Source organism: Ancrocorticia populi, from assembly GCF_003123745.1.
In the GTDB taxonomy this organism is placed as follows: domain Bacteria; phylum Actinomycetota; class Actinomycetes; order Actinomycetales; family Actinomycetaceae; genus Ancrocorticia; species Ancrocorticia populi.
Map to the genome: position 1 here is coordinate 80,015 of NZ_QETB01000003.1, position 16,547 is coordinate 96,561.

Annotated in this window: 16 protein-coding genes; all 16 read right to left on the reverse strand. The window is 59.2% G+C overall.

Features of this window, described 5'->3' with window-relative positions:
- Positions 1-3: 3 nt before the first annotated feature.
- The 16 genes from DD236_RS05870 to efp all read right to left on the reverse strand — a co-directional run bounded on the left by DD236_RS05870 (position 4) and on the right by efp (position 16,484).
- The gene (locus DD236_RS05870; protein ID WP_109093460.1) at positions 4-2,079 is read right to left on the reverse strand and encodes a primosomal protein N' family DNA-binding protein; all 2,076 of its coding nucleotides are present in this window, start codon (positions 2,077-2,079) and stop codon (positions 4-6) included.
- 41 nt (positions 2,080-2,120) lie between these two features.
- Positions 2,121-2,954, reverse strand: coding sequence for a hypothetical protein (locus tag DD236_RS05875; protein WP_109093461.1), 834 nt, complete (start codon positions 2,952-2,954; stop codon positions 2,121-2,123).
- Entirely contained in the window at positions 2,951-3,646 is a 696-nt protein-coding gene (locus DD236_RS05880) for an ATP-binding cassette domain-containing protein (protein WP_109093462.1), read from the reverse strand. Before DD236_RS05880 ends, DD236_RS05875 begins: the two co-directional genes overlap by 4 nt.
- The gene (locus DD236_RS05885; protein WP_109093463.1) at positions 3,643-4,020 is read right to left on the reverse strand and encodes a GntR family transcriptional regulator; all 378 of its coding nucleotides are present in this window, start codon (positions 4,018-4,020) and stop codon (positions 3,643-3,645) included. Before DD236_RS05885 ends, DD236_RS05880 begins: the two co-directional genes overlap by 4 nt.
- 119 nt (positions 4,021-4,139) lie before the next feature.
- The gene (gene metK, locus DD236_RS05890) at positions 4,140-5,348 is read right to left on the reverse strand and encodes a methionine adenosyltransferase (protein WP_423716460.1); all 1,209 of its coding nucleotides are present in this window, start codon (positions 5,346-5,348) and stop codon (positions 4,140-4,142) included.
- Entirely contained in the window at positions 5,330-6,541 is a 1,212-nt protein-coding gene (gene coaBC, locus DD236_RS05895; protein ID WP_109093465.1) for a bifunctional phosphopantothenoylcysteine decarboxylase/phosphopantothenate--cysteine ligase CoaBC, read from the reverse strand. Before coaBC ends, metK begins: the two co-directional genes overlap by 19 nt.
- On the reverse strand, positions 6,538-6,807 hold the full coding sequence (gene rpoZ, locus DD236_RS05900) for a DNA-directed RNA polymerase subunit omega (RefSeq protein WP_109093466.1): 270 nt from the start codon (positions 6,805-6,807) through the stop codon (positions 6,538-6,540). Before rpoZ ends, coaBC begins: the two co-directional genes overlap by 4 nt.
- Before the next feature lie 35 nt (positions 6,808-6,842).
- Positions 6,843-7,406: a guanylate kinase gene (gmk, locus tag DD236_RS05905; RefSeq protein WP_109093467.1), complete on the reverse strand. Its 564-nt coding sequence runs from the start codon at positions 7,404-7,406 to the stop codon at positions 6,843-6,845.
- A gap of 10 nt (positions 7,407-7,416) precedes the next feature.
- Positions 7,417-8,253, reverse strand: coding sequence for an orotidine-5'-phosphate decarboxylase (pyrF, locus tag DD236_RS05910; protein WP_109093468.1), 837 nt, complete (start codon positions 8,251-8,253; stop codon positions 7,417-7,419).
- Entirely contained in the window at positions 8,235-11,525 is a 3,291-nt protein-coding gene (gene carB / locus DD236_RS05915) for a carbamoyl-phosphate synthase large subunit (RefSeq protein ID WP_109093469.1), read from the reverse strand. Before carB ends, pyrF begins: the two co-directional genes overlap by 19 nt.
- Positions 11,525-12,706 carry a glutamine-hydrolyzing carbamoyl-phosphate synthase small subunit gene (gene carA, locus DD236_RS05920; protein WP_109093470.1) on the reverse strand — a complete coding sequence of 394 codons (1,182 nt, stop codon included), beginning with the start codon at positions 12,704-12,706 and terminating at the stop codon, positions 11,525-11,527. The genes carB and carA overlap by 1 nt, the downstream gene beginning before the upstream one ends.
- Positions 12,676-13,971: a dihydroorotase gene (locus DD236_RS05925; protein WP_109093471.1), complete on the reverse strand. Its 1,296-nt coding sequence runs from the start codon at positions 13,969-13,971 to the stop codon at positions 12,676-12,678. The genes carA and DD236_RS05925 overlap by 31 nt, the downstream gene beginning before the upstream one ends.
- Positions 13,968-14,921 (reverse strand): aspartate carbamoyltransferase catalytic subunit, encoded by a 954-nt coding sequence (locus DD236_RS05930; protein WP_109093472.1) that lies wholly within the window; start codon positions 14,919-14,921, stop codon positions 13,968-13,970. The genes DD236_RS05925 and DD236_RS05930 overlap by 4 nt, the downstream gene beginning before the upstream one ends.
- Before the next feature lies 1 nt (position 14,922).
- Complete coding sequence (gene pyrR / locus DD236_RS05935; protein ID WP_109093473.1) at positions 14,923-15,444, reverse strand: bifunctional pyr operon transcriptional regulator/uracil phosphoribosyltransferase PyrR; 522 nt, start codon at positions 15,442-15,444, stop codon at positions 14,923-14,925.
- Positions 15,445-15,494: 50 nt separating this feature from the next.
- Positions 15,495-15,920, reverse strand: coding sequence for a transcription antitermination protein NusB (locus tag DD236_RS05940; RefSeq protein ID WP_109093474.1), 426 nt, complete (start codon positions 15,918-15,920; stop codon positions 15,495-15,497).
- Complete coding sequence (gene efp, locus DD236_RS05945; RefSeq protein WP_109093475.1) at positions 15,921-16,484, reverse strand: elongation factor P; 564 nt, start codon at positions 16,482-16,484, stop codon at positions 15,921-15,923.
- Positions 16,485-16,547: the final 63 nt, after the last annotated feature.

Here is a 16,547-nt window from a genome sequence, read left to right on the forward strand (position 1 = left end):
ATCTTACATACTCGGATCGGCCTCAATCTTGAGAGGTTTGCCAACATTGGAAGCCGAATAGGACCTGTAGGACCGGCGCAGTATACGTGCAAGCTCACCAGCATTGTCGTGTGGTGTGCGCACGTACATCGAGATTTCCCCAGCGCGGGTTGCGGGAGTTGGTCCCAAGAGGTCTACGCCGGGAACGAGACTCTGCACGCCGGAAGAGAGGAGATCAACCTCCTGCTTGTCAGGCGCTGGGCCTTGCCCCATGCGGACCAATGCGAGGAAACGCCTAATATCACGGGGTACACCGGTCACTCCGAACCAGCGGTTAACCGGTGGAAGCTGGAGTGCATCGCGTTCTTTCAAGAGCTCATAGGAGAACCTGCCCAACTGCCACGTTTGAAGCGCCGTGACAATACTGGGATCGGCTCCCCCCGCGATCATGACATGCCCACCTGGTCGCACACGCACGATCACACGCGCGCAACGCCGCACAAACTGCGTTTCCGCGCCTAAGCCGCTTCCCATGAGATAGCGAGCATCAAGGACCAAGGCTGCGGAATAGCCTCCGGCAGCTGCGGGTTCGGAGCCCGGCGTGGCAACGATCAATCGCCGCTTTGAACTCACCGTTTGGGAGATGCCTTCGGCGGCACCTGACATGACGATGCCCGTACCCGGAAATGCTCGGCCAAGCTCCTCTGCGGTGCGGTGGGAGCCAATGCGCGCAGCCTTCAGCCGAGTACCTTGGCACTCCCCACACACCCAGCCCGCCGCAACGGCACCGCACCGGGTACAAACCGGCGCTTCCCCATCACGGCGAATGGAAAGCGTTCCGCCACATTGAGTACATGTGGCAAGTTCACCGCACTGTGCGCAAGCGATGATCGGCAAGTAACCGGCCCGCGGGACAAGAATGAGGACGGGGCCACGAGTCAGGCCATCGCGAACCACCCGGAAAGCCGCATCGGGGAGCCGTGCCAAGTGGGCGTGTTCATGATCCCATTGGTCCGGGATAGTGACGCGTGGAAGCTGCGTCTGTATGCCCTCCAGTAGCGCAGCCTGACCCGTCATGACCATTCCAGCGGATTCCTCGCTCACGTAAGGCGAGTACACCAAGAAGGCCGCACCTTCGCGTTCGGCCCGCAGTGCGAGGGCATCACGAGTATTGACGTACGGCGAACGCGGTTCGCGTAACGTGTCCGCGACATCGTCTATGACCACACACAGGCCGAGTTTTGCCAGAGGCGCCCACATTGCACCTCGCGTACCAACCACTATGGAGTGCCTCCCGCTCAGGATCTCCAAGAAGGTTCGATAGCGTTCGGAGCTCTGTGCATCGCCCAAATAGAGCGAAACACCCACCCCGGTCAGCTCCCTGAGGCGCTCGGCCAGTCGATAGGCATCTCGTGAGGTCGGTGCAACCAGCAGAGCTGACCGCCCGGACGCGATCGCCGCCGAGCAAGCAGTGGCAAGAACTCGAATGCTGCCGGCCTTGCCTGGCAGTGCGGCACAGATCGCCTGAGGCCCCTCGCCAGCCGCTATCCGGGCGATGAAGGCCTGCCCTCCGCGATAGTTCTCCCACAGCCCAGGATCCACTGCGGTCTCTGTATTCTCTATTCCGGTGTGGCTCGATCCATGACCTTGCTCGAACTCTTTCTCGGCCCTCGCGTGACGTGGCGGAACCGCAAGACGTAGAACATCCGCCACAGAGGAAGCCTGGCGGGCCGCGATCTCTTGACAGAACTCATACATACGCTCCGAAAGCACGGGTATGGGTGAGACCACGCGGCGAAGCGGACGCAACTGAGCGCCTACGCCCGCGGACGAATCGCGGGCCACAATGAAACCGGCAACTTGCCGCGCACCAACGTCCACCATCACGCGCGTGCCAACCCGCGCAGACTCATCGAACTTCTTAGGGATAAGGTAATCGAAAACACGGTCCATGTGTGGCTGTGGCATCTCTAGTTGCACGTGAGCCACGGGGGCTACCACATCACCGATGACATCCCTCGTGGACGAGGCAGCATCGAGAAGGGAGCCCTGTTCGCCAAACTCTGGCAGCTCCCCCAGTCCCGGTAGTGTCTCTTCCATGGTTCTATTTCACCACGTGGCTCCCACAGAATTCTTGTTGGTTAACGCAGCGATGTCCGCCGTTCGATGGAGCGGATGCCCCACCACACGAGCCACACCGTCAGTAGCGTTGCAGTGATCAGCATGCCAAGCCCAAGTACATCAGGCATTGCCTCTTCAGCTTGGGCAGGGATTGCCTTGACAACGCTATCCCACATTCCTTCCGCCACCAGTTTCCCGGCATTCGGTCCGCCCATAAAGATTCCGATCGGAATGAACATCATGGCCACGAGGGAGGTCAGCTGATACGTAAGGTACAGCAGGATCGCACCAATGATCGGAGCTCCCACACCGAGGTGGTTGAACCGGGCCTGCGCGCTTATTGACATCACGGCCGGTAACGCCAAGACAAAGAGCACGATTTGGACAATGATGATGAGGGTCAGCGGGAGCGCAGCCGTTCCGTAAATTTCTGTTATAACCTCCCATGCGCTTCCCAGAGTGGTCCCAATCGGCAGACGGGATCCAATATCATTGGCAAACGTGGCCACCGCAAGGCTAGCGGCAGAAACGACAATGCCTGCGGCTACCACCATTAGCGCGTACAGAACCTTCGTCCAGTAGATCATTCGTCCGCGCACCGGGATCGTCATAGTGAAGTATCCAAGGCGTCCGTACATCGTGTGCCAGTAGCTAAAGATCAGGTACCCGAGGAGCGCTGGCGTGAGCCCGACGAAACAGACTATCGCGATAACGAGGCTTACCGGCCCCACAATGGGGATCGGTACCGCTGCTGGAATGAGCCCCACAAACCCAACCAAACACAGCCATCCGGCGATCACGGCTAATGGCTTGCGAGTTGAAAGGTACTCGTGCCGGAAGAGTTCGCGCATCATGAGTTATACACCTTCCTAAAGATTGCATCGAGGCCGCAGCCGTACTCTTCGCGTAGGGCGTCCGCCTCACCTTGTAGTAGCACTCTGCCCTCGTGGAGGAACACGGCTGAATCGAGCACCGGTTCCACGTCGTGGATGAGATGAGTAGAGATGAGCAGGAGCGATTCCGGATCTAGACCGTCCAGAATCCCGCGCAGAATGACCTCGCGTGAGGCAGGATCTACACCGGATATGGGTTCGTCCAGAAGATAAACACGAGCGTTGCGGGACATCGCGAGAGCCACTTGAAGCTTCTCCCGCATGCCTTTGGACATCTCCTTCAGGCTCCGATCCTCCGGCAACTTGAAGAACCTGATCATCTCCCATGCACGCTCTGCTTCGAAATCTTCGAAGAACAACCGATACTGGTTCACCGCGCGCTCACAGGTGGAGCTATCCGCGAGGAACGAGGCGTCAGGAAGGAATGAGACCAAGGCCTTGGTTTCCGGCCCAGGTACACGCCCCAAGACAGTGACTTCCCCAGTCCAATCGGCAAGCACGCCTGCGAGGATCTTCAGGAGAGTAGTCTTTCCCGACCCGTTATCGCCCACAAGCCCAACGATCTGTCCGATCTCCAGCCTCAGGCTCAGTTCGTCGAGGGCTGGCCTGCCCCGATAGCGTTTCGTCAGATGACGTACCTCGATTGCATTCATGCCTGCCGCCTCCTCGGCTCAGTGGGCCACCGATCAGTGATCATCGCAATGATGTTGTCTAGTTCCATGTCTAGCCCCGTACATGCACTAGTTAACGCGTCTACTGCCTCCTCGGCGATAGCGCGCCGGACCCCGCTAATGACAGCAGCATCCTCAGTCACGAACCGACCCGAGGTTCTTGCAGTTACGGTCAGTTCGGTCCGATCCAATTCACCCAACGCGCGCTGGATAGTATTGGGGTTAACTCCGATTTCTGCGGCAAGTTCGCGAACGCTGGGCACCCGTGAGCCGCTTGGCCATTCGCCCACGGCTATTCGGCGCCGAAACTCGCTTTCCAATTGCAGCCATAAGGGCCGCGATTCGTCGATCCGCATCACCCTCCGATCTGTATTAGCTAGTTAATACAGTAACACAAGAGAGCGAGTGACGTCGTCGTCAAAAAAAACGAGGCCGCACCACAACTGGGCACGGCCTCTTCAAAGAAATATCAACGCTACAAAGCGCGCAGGAGCTCCTCAACGCGATCCGTACGCTCCCAAGTAAAATCGGGAAGTTCGCGGCCGAAGTGGCCGTAGGCCGAGGTCTGGGCATAGATTGGCCGGAGCAGATCCAACTGCTCGATAATCGCCGCTGGGCGCAGATCGAATACCTTATTCACGGCGTTCTGAATGCGGTCAATCGTGGTTGTCTCGGTGCCGAAAGTCTCCACGCGGATTGAAACCGGGCGGGCGCGGCCAATGGCGTAGGCCACCTGAATCTCGCAGCGGCCCGCGAGCCCTGCGGCTACGACGTTCTTGGCCACCCAACGTGCCGCGTAGGCTGCGGAGCGATCCACCTTTGAAGGATCCTTACCGGAGAAGGCGCCGCCGCCGTGACGCGCCATACCCCCGTAAGTATCCACAATGATCTTTCGGCCGGTGAGCCCGGCATCTCCCATGGGCCCGCCCACAACGAACTTGCCTGAGGGATTAACGATAAGCTTCGTGTTTGAGGTGTCCAAGTCCAAACCTTCGGCCTCGAGCACTGGCTCCAACACATGTTCGCCAAGGGCGGTCTGGAGCCACTGCCGCTCAACCTCAGGCTCATGCTGAGTGGAGATCACCACGGTATCTAGGGCCACCGGTTTGTCATCCTCATAGGTCACGGTGACCTGAGTCTTTCCATCGGGACGCAGGCCGGGGACGATCTCGTGCTTGCGCGCGTTCGCAAGGCGCTCTGCCAGACGGTGCGAGAGCTGCGCAGGAACCGGCATCAGGACGCGGGTCTCATCACTCGCGTATCCGAACATGAGGCCCTGATCGCCCGCACCCTGCGCATCGTAGCGATCCGTTGTGGCACTCTCGCGTGCCTCTAGAGACTGGCTCACTCCCCCGGCGATATCTGGGGACTGCTGTCCGATAGAGAGCGTCACGCCGCACGAGGCACCGTCGAAGCCAACCTCGGAGGAGGTGTAGCCGATCCCTTGAATGGTCTCGCGCACTAGGTGGGGAATCTCCACGTATGCATCGGTTGTGACCTCGCCAGCCACGTGAATGAGGCCTGTTGTTGCCATGGTCTCCACAGCAACCCGGGCTGCTGGATCCTCAGAGATGATGGCGTCAAGGATCGTATCCGAAATCCGATCACACACCTTGTCCGGATGCCCTTCGGTTACGGATTCGGATGTGAATGGCTGACGGTAGGTCACTTGCTCTCCTGCCACTGAAGGATCGTATCGAATAAAACACCGGCCATCTCGGCTTTGGTACCTTGGCCATTCCCGTGAATATTTCCGGCTCGATCGATAATAGTAATCGCCGTGTCCACATTGCCGAAGCCGCGTGTCACGCCCACTTCGTTAATGACCATGAGATCGGCACCTTTGCGTGCGGCCTTTGCGCGCCCATATTCGAGGACGCTTCCGGATTCATCGCCTGTTTCTGCGGCGAACCCGATGACAACTTGGTTCTTGCCACTGCGATCATGCGCTAGGCCTGCGAGAATATCTGGGTTCTCAACTAGCTCGAGCGTGCGCTTCTCCGTGCCGTCCTTCTTCTGTTTATGGGAAGATTCACTGGCCGGGCGGAAATCGGCCACCGCGGAGGCCATGATCACGATGTCTGCCGAAAGTGCGGCCTGCTGCATCTGCCCTTGGAGGTCACGGGCGGAAACTACGGGTTTGACGGCAACCCCGCGGGCTTCCTTGAGTACGTTAGTATCAACGTTGGCTGCCACGAGTGTGACGGTTGCTCCGCGGCGCTGAGCCTCGCGGGCCAGTGCCACGCCGAAGCGGCCCGAAGAATTATTCCCGATGAACCGCACGGGATCGATCGCCTCGTGGGTTCCACCCGCGGAAATGGCAACATTCTGCCCCGCCAGCGAATCGTCCGTGTTGAGTGAGCACAAGACCGCCTCACACAGATCCTCGGGTTCGGGCAGCCGTCCGGGTCCGCTGTCCCCGCCGGTGAGCCTGCCGGAGGCGGGTTCGATGATCTGGAAACCGCGATCAGCCAAGACTGCGGCGTTCTCTTGGGTTGCAGGATTGACCCACATCTCGGTGTGCATTGCGGGCGCCAACATTACCGGGCAGCGGGCAGCCAAGACCGTGGAGGTGAGCAGATTGTCCGCTACTCCAGCACGAAGTTTGGCCATCGTGTTTGCTGTTGCGGGCGCCACGATGATGAGATCTGCCTCGTGGCCAAGCCGCACGTGGGTGACATTGGCTGCGTCATCCTCCACGTTGGTATAGACGGGATTCCCACTGAGGGCCTCCCACGTTGTTTTCCCCACCATGTCCAGAGCCGCAGTGGTGGGTATGACTACAACGTCAATATTCGCCTTGCGGAGCAACCGCACGAGAATGCAAGCCTTATAGGCCGCGATCCCGCCGGTCACCCCAACAACAACACGGCTCACTCTTGCTCGGTTCTCCACTCGAGCTTTTCATCCGCAACCTCGCGCAGAGCGATTGAGAGCGGCTTATCCTCGGGGCCCGCGTCAACGAGCGGCCCGAAGTGAGTGATATTTCCATCAGCCCGGGTCATTTCCTGTCGATAGGAATTGATCTGGCGGGCGCGCTGGGATCCGTAAACAGCGAGGGCATACTTTGAATCAACAGTCCGCAGCAGATCATCGATCGGCGGATTGGTGATGCCTTCGGGTTCCGGAACAGTTCCAAACATGTGTTACCTCTTCATTCGGCGTGCAAGCCTATATTCTACTGGTCTATCCCCATGATGTGGAGCAGCTCATCCGTGGCACCGGACACGGAATTGTTCACCACGGTGGCGTCAAATTCACTTTCGGCCGCCATTTCCACGCGAGCAGTCTGAATCCGGCGAGCAATCTGCTCCTCCGATTCAGTCCCCCGCCCGCGCAGCCGGTGCACAAGCTCCTCCCACGAGGGTGGCTTGAGAAATACTTGGAAGACCTCCGGCATCGACTTACGAATCTGCCGCGCTCCATCGAGATCAAGTTCCAAGATTGCAATATGCCCATCGCGCACGGCCTGCTCTACAGGTTCGCGAGGGGTACCGTACCGGTGTTTGCCGTGAACGATCGCCCATTCGAGCATCTGGCCACCGGCCACGAGCTCGTCAAACTGAGCGTCTGTCACGAAATGATAGTGCACCCCATCGATCTCTCCCGGTCTCGGTGGCCGAGTCGTGGCAGATACAGAAATCCAGCATTCAGGATCCCTTGCCCGCAGTTCCGCGAGCACGGTTCCCTTTCCAACGCCAGAGGGACCCGCCAAGAGGAAGACGCGATGAGACTGAACCATGCCGCCTATCTTAGCCCCCTACGGAATCCAGCGTGCGCGCCAGCCCCTGGCGTAGCCCCTCTTCCGAAGGCCCACCACCAAGAATCGAGCGCGAAGCCGAAGCCAGCACTCTTGCATTCCCAAAGACTTCCCGTACGTCGCTACCGCTCGCGCCCTGCGCGCCGACACCCGGAGCCAGATAAATCCCGGGAAATCCCCCTAGATCAATCCCGAGTTCGCGGGCAGCGCCCCCGATCGTGGCGCCAACAACTAAGCCAAACGGCCCCACCTCACCTGGTGCGAGAGCTTGATTCCACGCAGAAACGGACCGAATCACTTCTCCGGCAACGCTGGCTCCCTTTCCCCCAACGTGCTGGAGTTGCGCGCCTTCCGGATTTGAGGTGAGGGCAAGGACGAAAAGTCCTTGCCCGCCCGCAGCCGCGCGCCGCGCCGTGGCCTCAAGCGAACCGGGTCCGAGGTAGGGCGAAATGGTAATCGCATCGGCCCGCAACGGCCCAGACAGGTAGGCATCGGCATAACCGTCCATGGTGGATCCGATATCGCCGCGCTTAACGTCCAGAATGGTTGGCACGCCCGATTGGCGGCAGTGCTCCATGACATCTTCAAGGGCGGCCACGCCGGCCGCCGCATGCCGCTCAAAGAACGCGGACTGCGGCTTGAAGGCCGCCGCCCGTTCCCAGAGCGCGTCGACAGTGCGCAACCCGAACTCCCGCACTCCAGCGGCAGTATCGGGCAGTCCCCATGAATCCAAGAGACCCGCGTGAGGATCGATCCCAACGGCCACGGGCCCAAGATCGTCCATCCGCAGGGCTAGCCTCTCACCGAAGTTCATCTCCCCTCCGTCCATTCCTGGAGGCTCTTGACGCCCAGAGGTTCGCGCCCGGAGGCCGCCATGGCCTGTACGGCCGCTGCGAACTCCTTGACGGTTGTGATGATTGGCTTGTCCGCGGCAGTAGTTGCCGCACGGATCGCATAACCGTCACGGCGGGCCTCTCGCGTCCCGGGGGTGTTCAGCACCATGTCGATAGCCCCCGAGTTGATCAGATCCACGATCGTGGGCTCACCGTTTGGCCCTATACCTTCGGATTCCTTGCGCACAGTCGTGGCGGGAATCCCGTAGCGGGTGAGCACCGATGCGGTCCCCTCGGTGGCGAACACCTCGAAGCCGTGTTCCACCAAGTACAGGATCGGATGGATAGCCGAACCCTTATCGTTATCGGCCAGCGAAACAAAGATCGTACCTTCGTGCGGCAGCCCACCGTAGGCTGCCATCTGTGCCTTCGCGAACGCTACGGGGAACGTGGCATCGAAGCCCATGACTTCGCCCGTGGAGCGCATCTCCGGCCCCAAGATCGTATCCACAATCCCGCCGGTCTTGGTTTGGAACCGCTTGAAGGGCAGCACCACTTCCTTCACGGCCATCGGCGCGCGTAGATCTAGGACCGTGGCGTCGTGATCCGGCAATATGCCTTCTTCGCGAAGGTCAGCGATGGAACGCCCGGCCATCACCCAAGACGCTGCCCGCGCCAGCGGCACTCCGGTGGCCTTGGACACGAACGGAACAGTACGCGAAGCGCGCGGATTGGCTTCGATTACGTACAAGACATCGTTCATTAGCCCGAACTGGATGTTGAGGAGCCCTCGAACGCCCACACCGTCTGCGATGGCCTCGGTGGCCGCACGGATCCGCTCCATGACTGATTGGGAAAGGGTGATGGGAGGTAGCACGCACGCGGAATCCCCAGAGTGGATACCGCATTCCTCGATGTGCTCCATGACGCCACCAAGGAACAGCTCATTGCCGTCATACAGCCCATCCACGTCAATCTCCGTAGCTGCGTCTAAGAAGCGATCCACCAGAAGCGGCGCCTTGCGCCGGGAGGCATCGGTGCGGGAATCCTCGTGCCGCCCCAGATAGTCATGAAGCTGGTTTTCCGAGTAGACGATCTCCATGCCCCGCCCGCCCAGCACATACGAGGGGCGAACCAGCACGGGATACCCGATGCGATTGGCGATTTCGGTCGTCTGCTCGTCCGTGGTGGCCGTGCCGTAGGCCGGCGCATCCAGCCCAGCGCTTGCCAACACGCCCCCGAACAAACCGCGATCCTCGGCTGCATCGATGGCCTCGGGAGGCGTCCCGATAATGGGAACTCCAGCGTTTTGAAGGTCCTTGGCAAGCGAGAGCGGGGTCTGCCCGCCCAGCTGAACGATCATTCCGGCGATTGGCCCGGCAGCCTTCTCGGCTTCGTACACTTCCAGCACATCCTCAAGTGTGAGTGGCTCGAAGTACAAGCGATCCGAGATGTCGTAATCAGTGGAGACGGTTTCGGGATTGCAGTTCACCATGATGGTTTCATAGTGATCGGCCAGCGTTTGGCTGGCGTGCACGCACGAGTAATCGAACTCGATGCCCTGCCCAATCCTGTTTGGACCGGAGCCAAGAATGATGATCGCCTCGCGCTCGCGCGGGCGCACCTCGCTCGATTCATCGTAGCTGGAGTAGTGATACGGGGTCTTCGCCGCGAACTCACCCGCGCACGTATCTACCGTCTTGAAAACGGGGTGCAGACCGTAGGAGCGGCGAATTTCCCGCACGGTTTCTTCTCCCAGCCCGCGAATCTGTGCGATCTGAGCGTCCGAAAAACCGTGTCGCTTCGCGTGGGCCAGCAAGTCTTCGTCCAGCGTGGGGCTGGATGCAATCTCCTCGGCAACCTCGTTGATGAGGCAGATTTGGTCCAAGAACCACGGATCGATTTTCGTTGAATCGAAAAGTTGCTCCAGGCTTGCCCCGGAATAGAGCGCCTGCTGAACCTGACCCAGCCGCCCATCGGTGGGGATTGCGGCATCGGCGATGAGCTTAGTCAGCTCATCCCCCACCAGCTTCTCGCCCCAAGTGAAGACGGATCCCGTCTTGTCAATGGATCGCATAGCCTTTTGAAGGGCTTCGGAGAAGTTGCGACCGATGGCCATTGCTTCGCCCACGGATTTCATCGTGGTGGTCAGTACCGGATCGGCCGAGGGGAACTTTTCGAACGCGAACCGCGGAACCTTGACCACCACGTAGTCGAGCGTTGGCTCGAAGGAGGCTGGCGTGGACTGCGTGATGTCGTTCGGAATCTCGTCCAGCGTATAGCCGAGAGCCAAGCGCGCCGCCAGCTTTGCGATCGGGAAGCCCGTCGCCTTAGAAGCCAGTGCCGAAGAGCGCGAGACGCGCGGGTTCATTTCGATAACGATGATTCGCCCGGTTGCCGGGTCCACGGCGAATTGGATATTACATCCGCCCGTATCCACGCCCACTTCCCGAATAATCGCGATTCCGATGTCTCGGAGTTTCTGGTACTCCCTGTCCGTAAGGGTCAGGGCCGGGGCCACCGTGATCGAATCCCCGGTATGTACGCCCACCGGATCTACGTTCTCGATAGAACAGACGACGACGACGTTATCCGCCTGATCGCGCATGATCTCTAACTCGTATTCTTTCCATCCGAGGATGGACTCTTCTAGGAGTACCTCAGTGGTTGCGGAGTAGTGCAGGCCTTGGCCCGCGATACGGTCAAGATCCTCGGGGGTATAAGCAAAACCTGAGCCGAGCCCGCCCATCGTGAAGGAGGGGCGCACCACCAGAGGATATCCGAGATCTTCAGCCGCGGCGTGGCAATCAGCCAACGTGTGGCAGATGATCGATCGTGCGGATTCAGCGCCGCATTTCTCCACGACTTTCTTGAACTCGTCGCGATCCTCGCCCTTGGTGATGGCCTCGGCGCGAGCACCGATCAGTTCAACACCGTAGCGTTCCAGCACGCCGGATTCTTCGAGGGCCATCGCTGTGTTCAGCGCCGTCTGGCCGCCAAGTGTGGGCAGGAGTGCGTCGGGCTGTTCCTTCGCGATCACAGATTCGACGAACTCGGGCGTGATCGGCTCAACGTACGTGGCGTCGGCCATCTCCGGATCAGTCATGATCGTGGCGGGGTTTGAGTTAACGAGGATTACTCGCAGTCCCTCTTGGCGCAGGATCTTGCAGGCTTGGGTACCTGAGTAGTCGAATTCGCAGGCTTGACCGATAACGATCGGACCGGAGCCGATGACTAGAACGGAGGAAATGTCTTGACGTCGTGGCATCAGTTGGCCCCCATCAGCTTAATAAAACGGTCGAAGAGGTAATCAGCATCGTGCGGTCCCGCTGCGGCCTCAGGATGATACTGGACAGAGAACGCTGGGATATCGAGGCACTTCAGTCCCTCAACAACGCCATCATTCAGGCCGATGTGTGATACTTCGACGTTGCCGTATTGACCGTTGTTGAAGGGCGCGAGCGATGCCTCAGTAGTTGGCGCATCAACGGCGAACCCGTGGTTATGCGCGGTGATTTCCACCTTGCCGGTGGCCCGGTCAAGAACCGGCTGGTTCACTCCCCTGTGCCCGTATTCGAGCTTGTAGGTTCCGTAGCCCAAGGCCCGCCCTAGGAGCTGATTTCCGAAGCAGATGCCGAAGAACGGGTATCCAGCGTCAAGCACCTGACGCAGAAGCTCCACTTCCGCTTCGGATGCCTCCGGATCACCCGGCCCATTTGAGAAGAAAACACCGTCTGGATTAAGAGCTTCGATCTGAGCGAAAGTGACCGATTGAGGAACAACAATCACCCGTGCTCCGCGCTGGGCAAGTCGCGACGGCGTTCGCGCCTTGATACCTAGGTCAACGGCCACAACTGTTGCCAATGGCTCGCCTTCAGGTTCTACAGTGTAGGTTTCCGATGTGGTGACCTCGCGGGCCAGATTCGCGCCGGCCATGGATGGCTCGGCACGCACGATATCCACGAGCACCTCCACTGCCGCAGGGTTCTTGTTTTCGGCACCGGCAGGTAATGCGCCACCCGAGAAGATTCCGGCGCGCATCACTCCCCGATCACGCAGATGAAGGGTGAGGGCCCGGGTATCAACGTCTGAGATACCCACAACTTTCTGGTTAACGAGTTCCTCATCAAGCGTGCCAGTGGCTCGCCAGTTAGATGCTCTGCGCGCGGGGTCACGCACAACAATCCCGGCCGCCCAAATCTGCGTGGATTCGGGATCTTCCATATTGACACCGGTGTTGCCAATGTGCGGGGCGGTCATCACAATGATCTGGCGATGATAGGAAGGATCCGTGAAGGTCTCTTGATACCCGGTCATGCCCGTGGAGAAAACAACCTCTCCGAGGGCCCGGCCACGAGCCCCATAGGCATGCCCGCGGAAAACCGTTCCATCTTCAAGAACGATCAGAGCTGGTTCTCTCACTGCATCTCCTTTAGCTTGCCTTGCCATACCGTGGGTTTGCCGCGAAGGAAGGTGTACTGGACGGTGCCGGCCACCTCGCGGTCCTCCCACGGAGTGTTGTTAGCGCTTGAATACTGGTTTGCGGCGTGGACCGTGCGCTTTGTGGAGGGATCGAACAGGCAGATGTTGGCTGGTTCGCCCGCCTCTATTGGCCGGCCCTGGCCCGCGTTCTGGCACAGTTTCGCCGGCTCAAAACTCATGAGCCGAGCAATATCCTCCCACGTGCAGATACCCGTTTCCACGAGCGATTCGTTCACGATCGAGAGCGCGGTTTCCAGCCCAATCATTCCGTTAGCACCGGCGTCCCACTCCACGTCCTTCTCCTCGATGGCGTGCGGCGCATGGTCCGTACCGATCACATCGATCGTTCCATCGGCGATACCCTCCCGCAGTGCCTGGACATCGTCCTGAGTGCGCAGAGGCGGATTCACCTTGAATCGCGGATCGTATGACCGTGCCTCGGTGTGATCGAGGCTCATGTGATGCGGGGTGGCCTCTGCCGTGACTGGAAAACCCCGTTTCTTAGCCCAGCGGACAATCTCCACCGAACCACGCGTGGACAAGTGCAGGATGTGCACACGCGAACCCACGTGATTTGCTAATAGGCAATCGCGGGCCACGATAGATTCCTCGGCAACCGAGGGCCAGCCAGCCAACCCGAGTTCGGAAGCTACCTCGCCTTCGTGCATCTGCGCGCCCTTTGTCAGGTCAGGATCCTGAGCGTGCTGAGCAATCACACCGTCGAAGGTCTTCACATATGCCAGCGCCCGCCGCATGAGCACCGGATCAGATACGCACTTTCCGTCGTCCGAAAAATACCGTGTTTGGGCCGCAGATTCGGCCATCGCACCCAACTCAGCAAGCTGCTTACCCGCAAGCCCGCGCGAAACCGCTCCAACCGGGCGAACGTCCGCGTATCCAGCATCCACACCCATGCGAAGCACCTGCTCTACAACCGCCGCGTTGTCTTGAACCGGGTTGGTGTTGGGCATAGCGTTCACGCAGGTGTACCCACCGGCGGCCGCCGCACGCGTCCCCGACAGGACGGTCTCCTGATCCTCGCGGCCTGGCTCACGCAAGTGCGTGTGTGGATCGACAAGGCCCGGCAGGGCGATGAGACCCTCGGCATTTACCTCTGTGGCGTCACCCGCCCCAAGGTTTCGTCCAACTTCCTGAATGATGCCATCAGCGATGCGGATATCAACTGGTCCGTTTCCAAGAACGTCTGCGCCCCGGATGATGTAGTTGCTCATGCTGAAATCTCCTCGCCATGCGCCAGCAGCAAATAGAGCGCGGCCATTCTGATTGAAACTCCGTTAGTCACCTGTTCGGTTACCACGGCCTGTGGGGAATCCGCCGCCTCGGCAGTTATCTCCAGGCCTCGATTCATCGGCCCGGGGTGCATCACGAGTGCTTGTTCACCGGCGCTCTTTAGGCGCTTGGCATCAAGGCCATAGGCACGCTGGTACTCCTTCGCTGAGGGGAAGAAGCCGCCCGAGTTCATACGTTCGTGCTGGATGCGCAGCATCATGACAACGTCCGGTTGGGTGGCCAGAACCTCGTCAAAATCGAATGATACGGCGCATGGCCACGTCTCAATCCCCATCGGGAGGAGCGTGGGAGGGGCAACAAGAGTGACGTTTGCTCCCAGCCGGTTAAGTAGACTGACGTCCGAACGCGCCACACGCGAATGCAGGATATCTCCAACGATTGCCACGTTTATCCCCTGAAGGTCCTTCCCAAGCGGATCATCGATGAAGTGGCGCCGAATCGTGAAGGCATCCAGAAGTGCCTGACTCGGGTGGGCGTGGGTGCCGTCTCCGGCATTGAGGATTGGGACATCCACCCAGCCCGCGGTGGCCAGCCGTCGGGGCGCGCCCGAGGCGTTGTGGCGGACGATGAGCGCCTCAGAACCCATCGAGACCAGGGTTTGAGCGGTATCTTTGAGAGATTCTCCCTTGGAAACGGACGATCCCTTCGCGGAGAAGGAGATGACGTCCATGGAAAGCCGCTCGGCCGCGGTCTCAAAGGAGAGACGGGTACGAGTGGAGTCCTCGAAGAAAACTGTTGCCAAAGTGTGGCCACGAAGGACCGGCAGTGTCTTGATCGTGCGCGCCTGCGTGGCAGCGATGGCCTCGGCCGTATCTAACAGCGTCATGATCTCTTCGTTAGACAGGGACTTGATATCGAGTAGGTGCTTCATGTTAGTCCTCCTCAATCCGAACACCGTCAGTATCATCGGTTTCAGAGAGGGTGACCATCACGCGCTCACTGGTAGATGTGGGCAGGTTCTTGCCCACATAATCGGCTCGGATGGGTAGCTCGCGATGTCCCCGATCTACAAGGACTGCCAGTTGCACTGCCTGCGGCCGGCCCAGATCCGAGAGAGCCTCTAGTGCCGCGCGAATCGTTCTCCCGGAGAAGAGTACGTCATCTACAAGGACTACGATTTTTCCATCTATACTCTCAGGAATCACGGTTGGGCCGAGGCCACGGGTGGGTTGAGAGCGAAGATCATCACGGTACATCGTGATGTCGAGGGTGCCCAGTAGGGCATTGCCTCCTACCTCGGCCAGCGTATCGTGCAATCGCTTCGCCAGTGGCACCCCGCGTGTGGGGATGCCCAGGAGCATGATGTTTTCAGCTCCCTTGTTATGCTCGATAATCTCATATGCGATACGCCGAAGCGATCTCGAGATATCAGCAGAATCCAATATTTGTGCCACAAGGGCCTCCTTTCCCGCCTCACAGGACGGGGATTAAAGGACAGGATTATTCAGTTATGTGTTTCGCGTGCGCGAATATCTGCCACCTTGTTGAGAACTCCCATCACAAACCCTACTGAGCGGTCTGTAGAAAGCTCTCGGGCGATGCTTGCCCACTGCGATACCACTGCGGCGCGTTCGGTGTGCAGAACCGTAAGCTCTGCGGTACCGAGGCGGAGGATTGAACGATCCACCGTGTTCATACGGTCGAGCGCCCAATCTTCGCTCGCGGCCTCAATGAGGGTATCAACGTTGATCATGTCGCTCGCGTAGGCGCGCACAATCTGAGATCCGAACTCTCCGATTGGCACCTGAGCCGTTGATACCAACTGACGCTCTTCGAGAAGGCTAAGAACGCCCTCCTCATCGAGGAGTTCCCTCTCATCCGCCTCAAAAATGACGTCGAGCGCCCGACGCCTCTGTGTTGTTCGTGCCATTTACTCTGTTACTCGCGAGATGTAATCGCCAGTGCGTGTATCTACCTTGATCCTGTCATCCTGATTGATGAACAGGGGGACCTGGGCGATGTAGCCGGTCTCCAGCGTGGCCGGCTTCGTGCCAGCAGATGAACGATCACCCTGAAGGCCGGGCTCAGTGTAGGTCACGGTAAGGGTAACGGAGGCCGGAAGCTCAACGAAGAGCACTTGCCCATCGTTGGAAGCAACGATCACTTCCTGATTCTCGAGGAGGAAGTTTGCAGCTTCACCCACTAGCTCAGGAGCAACGGGGATCTGGTTGTAATCGTCCATATCCATGAAGATGTAGTCCGTGCCATCGTTGTACAGGTACTGCATATTGCGGCGATCAACGGTAGCGGTCTCAACCTTGACACCGGCGTTGAGCGTACGATCCACAGTCTTACCCGTCAGGATGTTCTTCATCTTGGTACGGACGAAGGCGGGGCCTTTGCCAGGCTTGACGTGCTGGAACTCAACAATGCTCCAGAGTTGGCCTTCAATACGCAGGACCATGCCGTTCTTTAGCTCATTTGTGGTTGCCACACGAATTCCCATCTGATCAGTTTTATACCGTGTATAGAATACCGCGTCTTTACTAGCAATCGG

What these genes read in the sequence shown, in the direction of transcription:
- rpoZ (WP_109093466.1), bottom strand. Translation starts at nt 6,807, where the DNA reads ATGTTTGGAACTGTTCCGGAACCCGAAGGCATCACCAATCCGCCGATC.
- carA (WP_109093470.1), bottom strand. Translation starts at nt 12,706, where the DNA reads ATGGCAAGGCAAGCTAAAGGAGATGCAGTGAGAGAACCAGCTCTGATC.
- DD236_RS05930 (WP_109093472.1), bottom strand. Translation starts at nt 14,921, where the DNA reads ATGAAGCACCTACTCGATATCAAGTCCCTGTCTAACGAAGAGATCATG.
- gmk (WP_109093467.1), bottom strand. Translation starts at nt 7,406, where the DNA reads ATGGTTCAGTCTCATCGCGTCTTCCTCTTGGCGGGTCCCTCTGGCGTT.
- DD236_RS05925 (WP_109093471.1), bottom strand. Translation starts at nt 13,971, where the DNA reads ATGAGCAACTACATCATCCGGGGCGCAGACGTTCTTGGAAACGGACCA.
- DD236_RS05880 (WP_109093462.1), bottom strand. Translation starts at nt 3,646, where the DNA reads ATGAATGCAATCGAGGTACGTCATCTGACGAAACGCTATCGGGGCAGG.
- DD236_RS05940 (WP_109093474.1), bottom strand. Translation starts at nt 15,920, where the DNA reads ATGGCACGAACAACACAGAGGCGTCGGGCGCTCGACGTCATTTTTGAG.
- pyrF (WP_109093468.1), bottom strand. Translation starts at nt 8,253, where the DNA reads ATGGACGGAGGGGAGATGAACTTCGGTGAGAGGCTAGCCCTGCGGATG.
- DD236_RS05875 (WP_109093461.1), bottom strand. Translation starts at nt 2,954, where the DNA reads ATGATGCGCGAACTCTTCCGGCACGAGTACCTTTCAACTCGCAAGCCA.
- carB (WP_109093469.1), bottom strand. Translation starts at nt 11,525, where the DNA reads ATGCCACGACGTCAAGACATTTCCTCCGTTCTAGTCATCGGCTCCGGT.
- DD236_RS05870 (WP_109093460.1), bottom strand. Translation starts at nt 2,079, where the DNA reads ATGGAAGAGACACTACCGGGACTGGGGGAGCTGCCAGAGTTTGGCGAA.
- DD236_RS05885 (WP_109093463.1), bottom strand. Translation starts at nt 4,020, where the DNA reads ATGCGGATCGACGAATCGCGGCCCTTATGGCTGCAATTGGAAAGCGAG.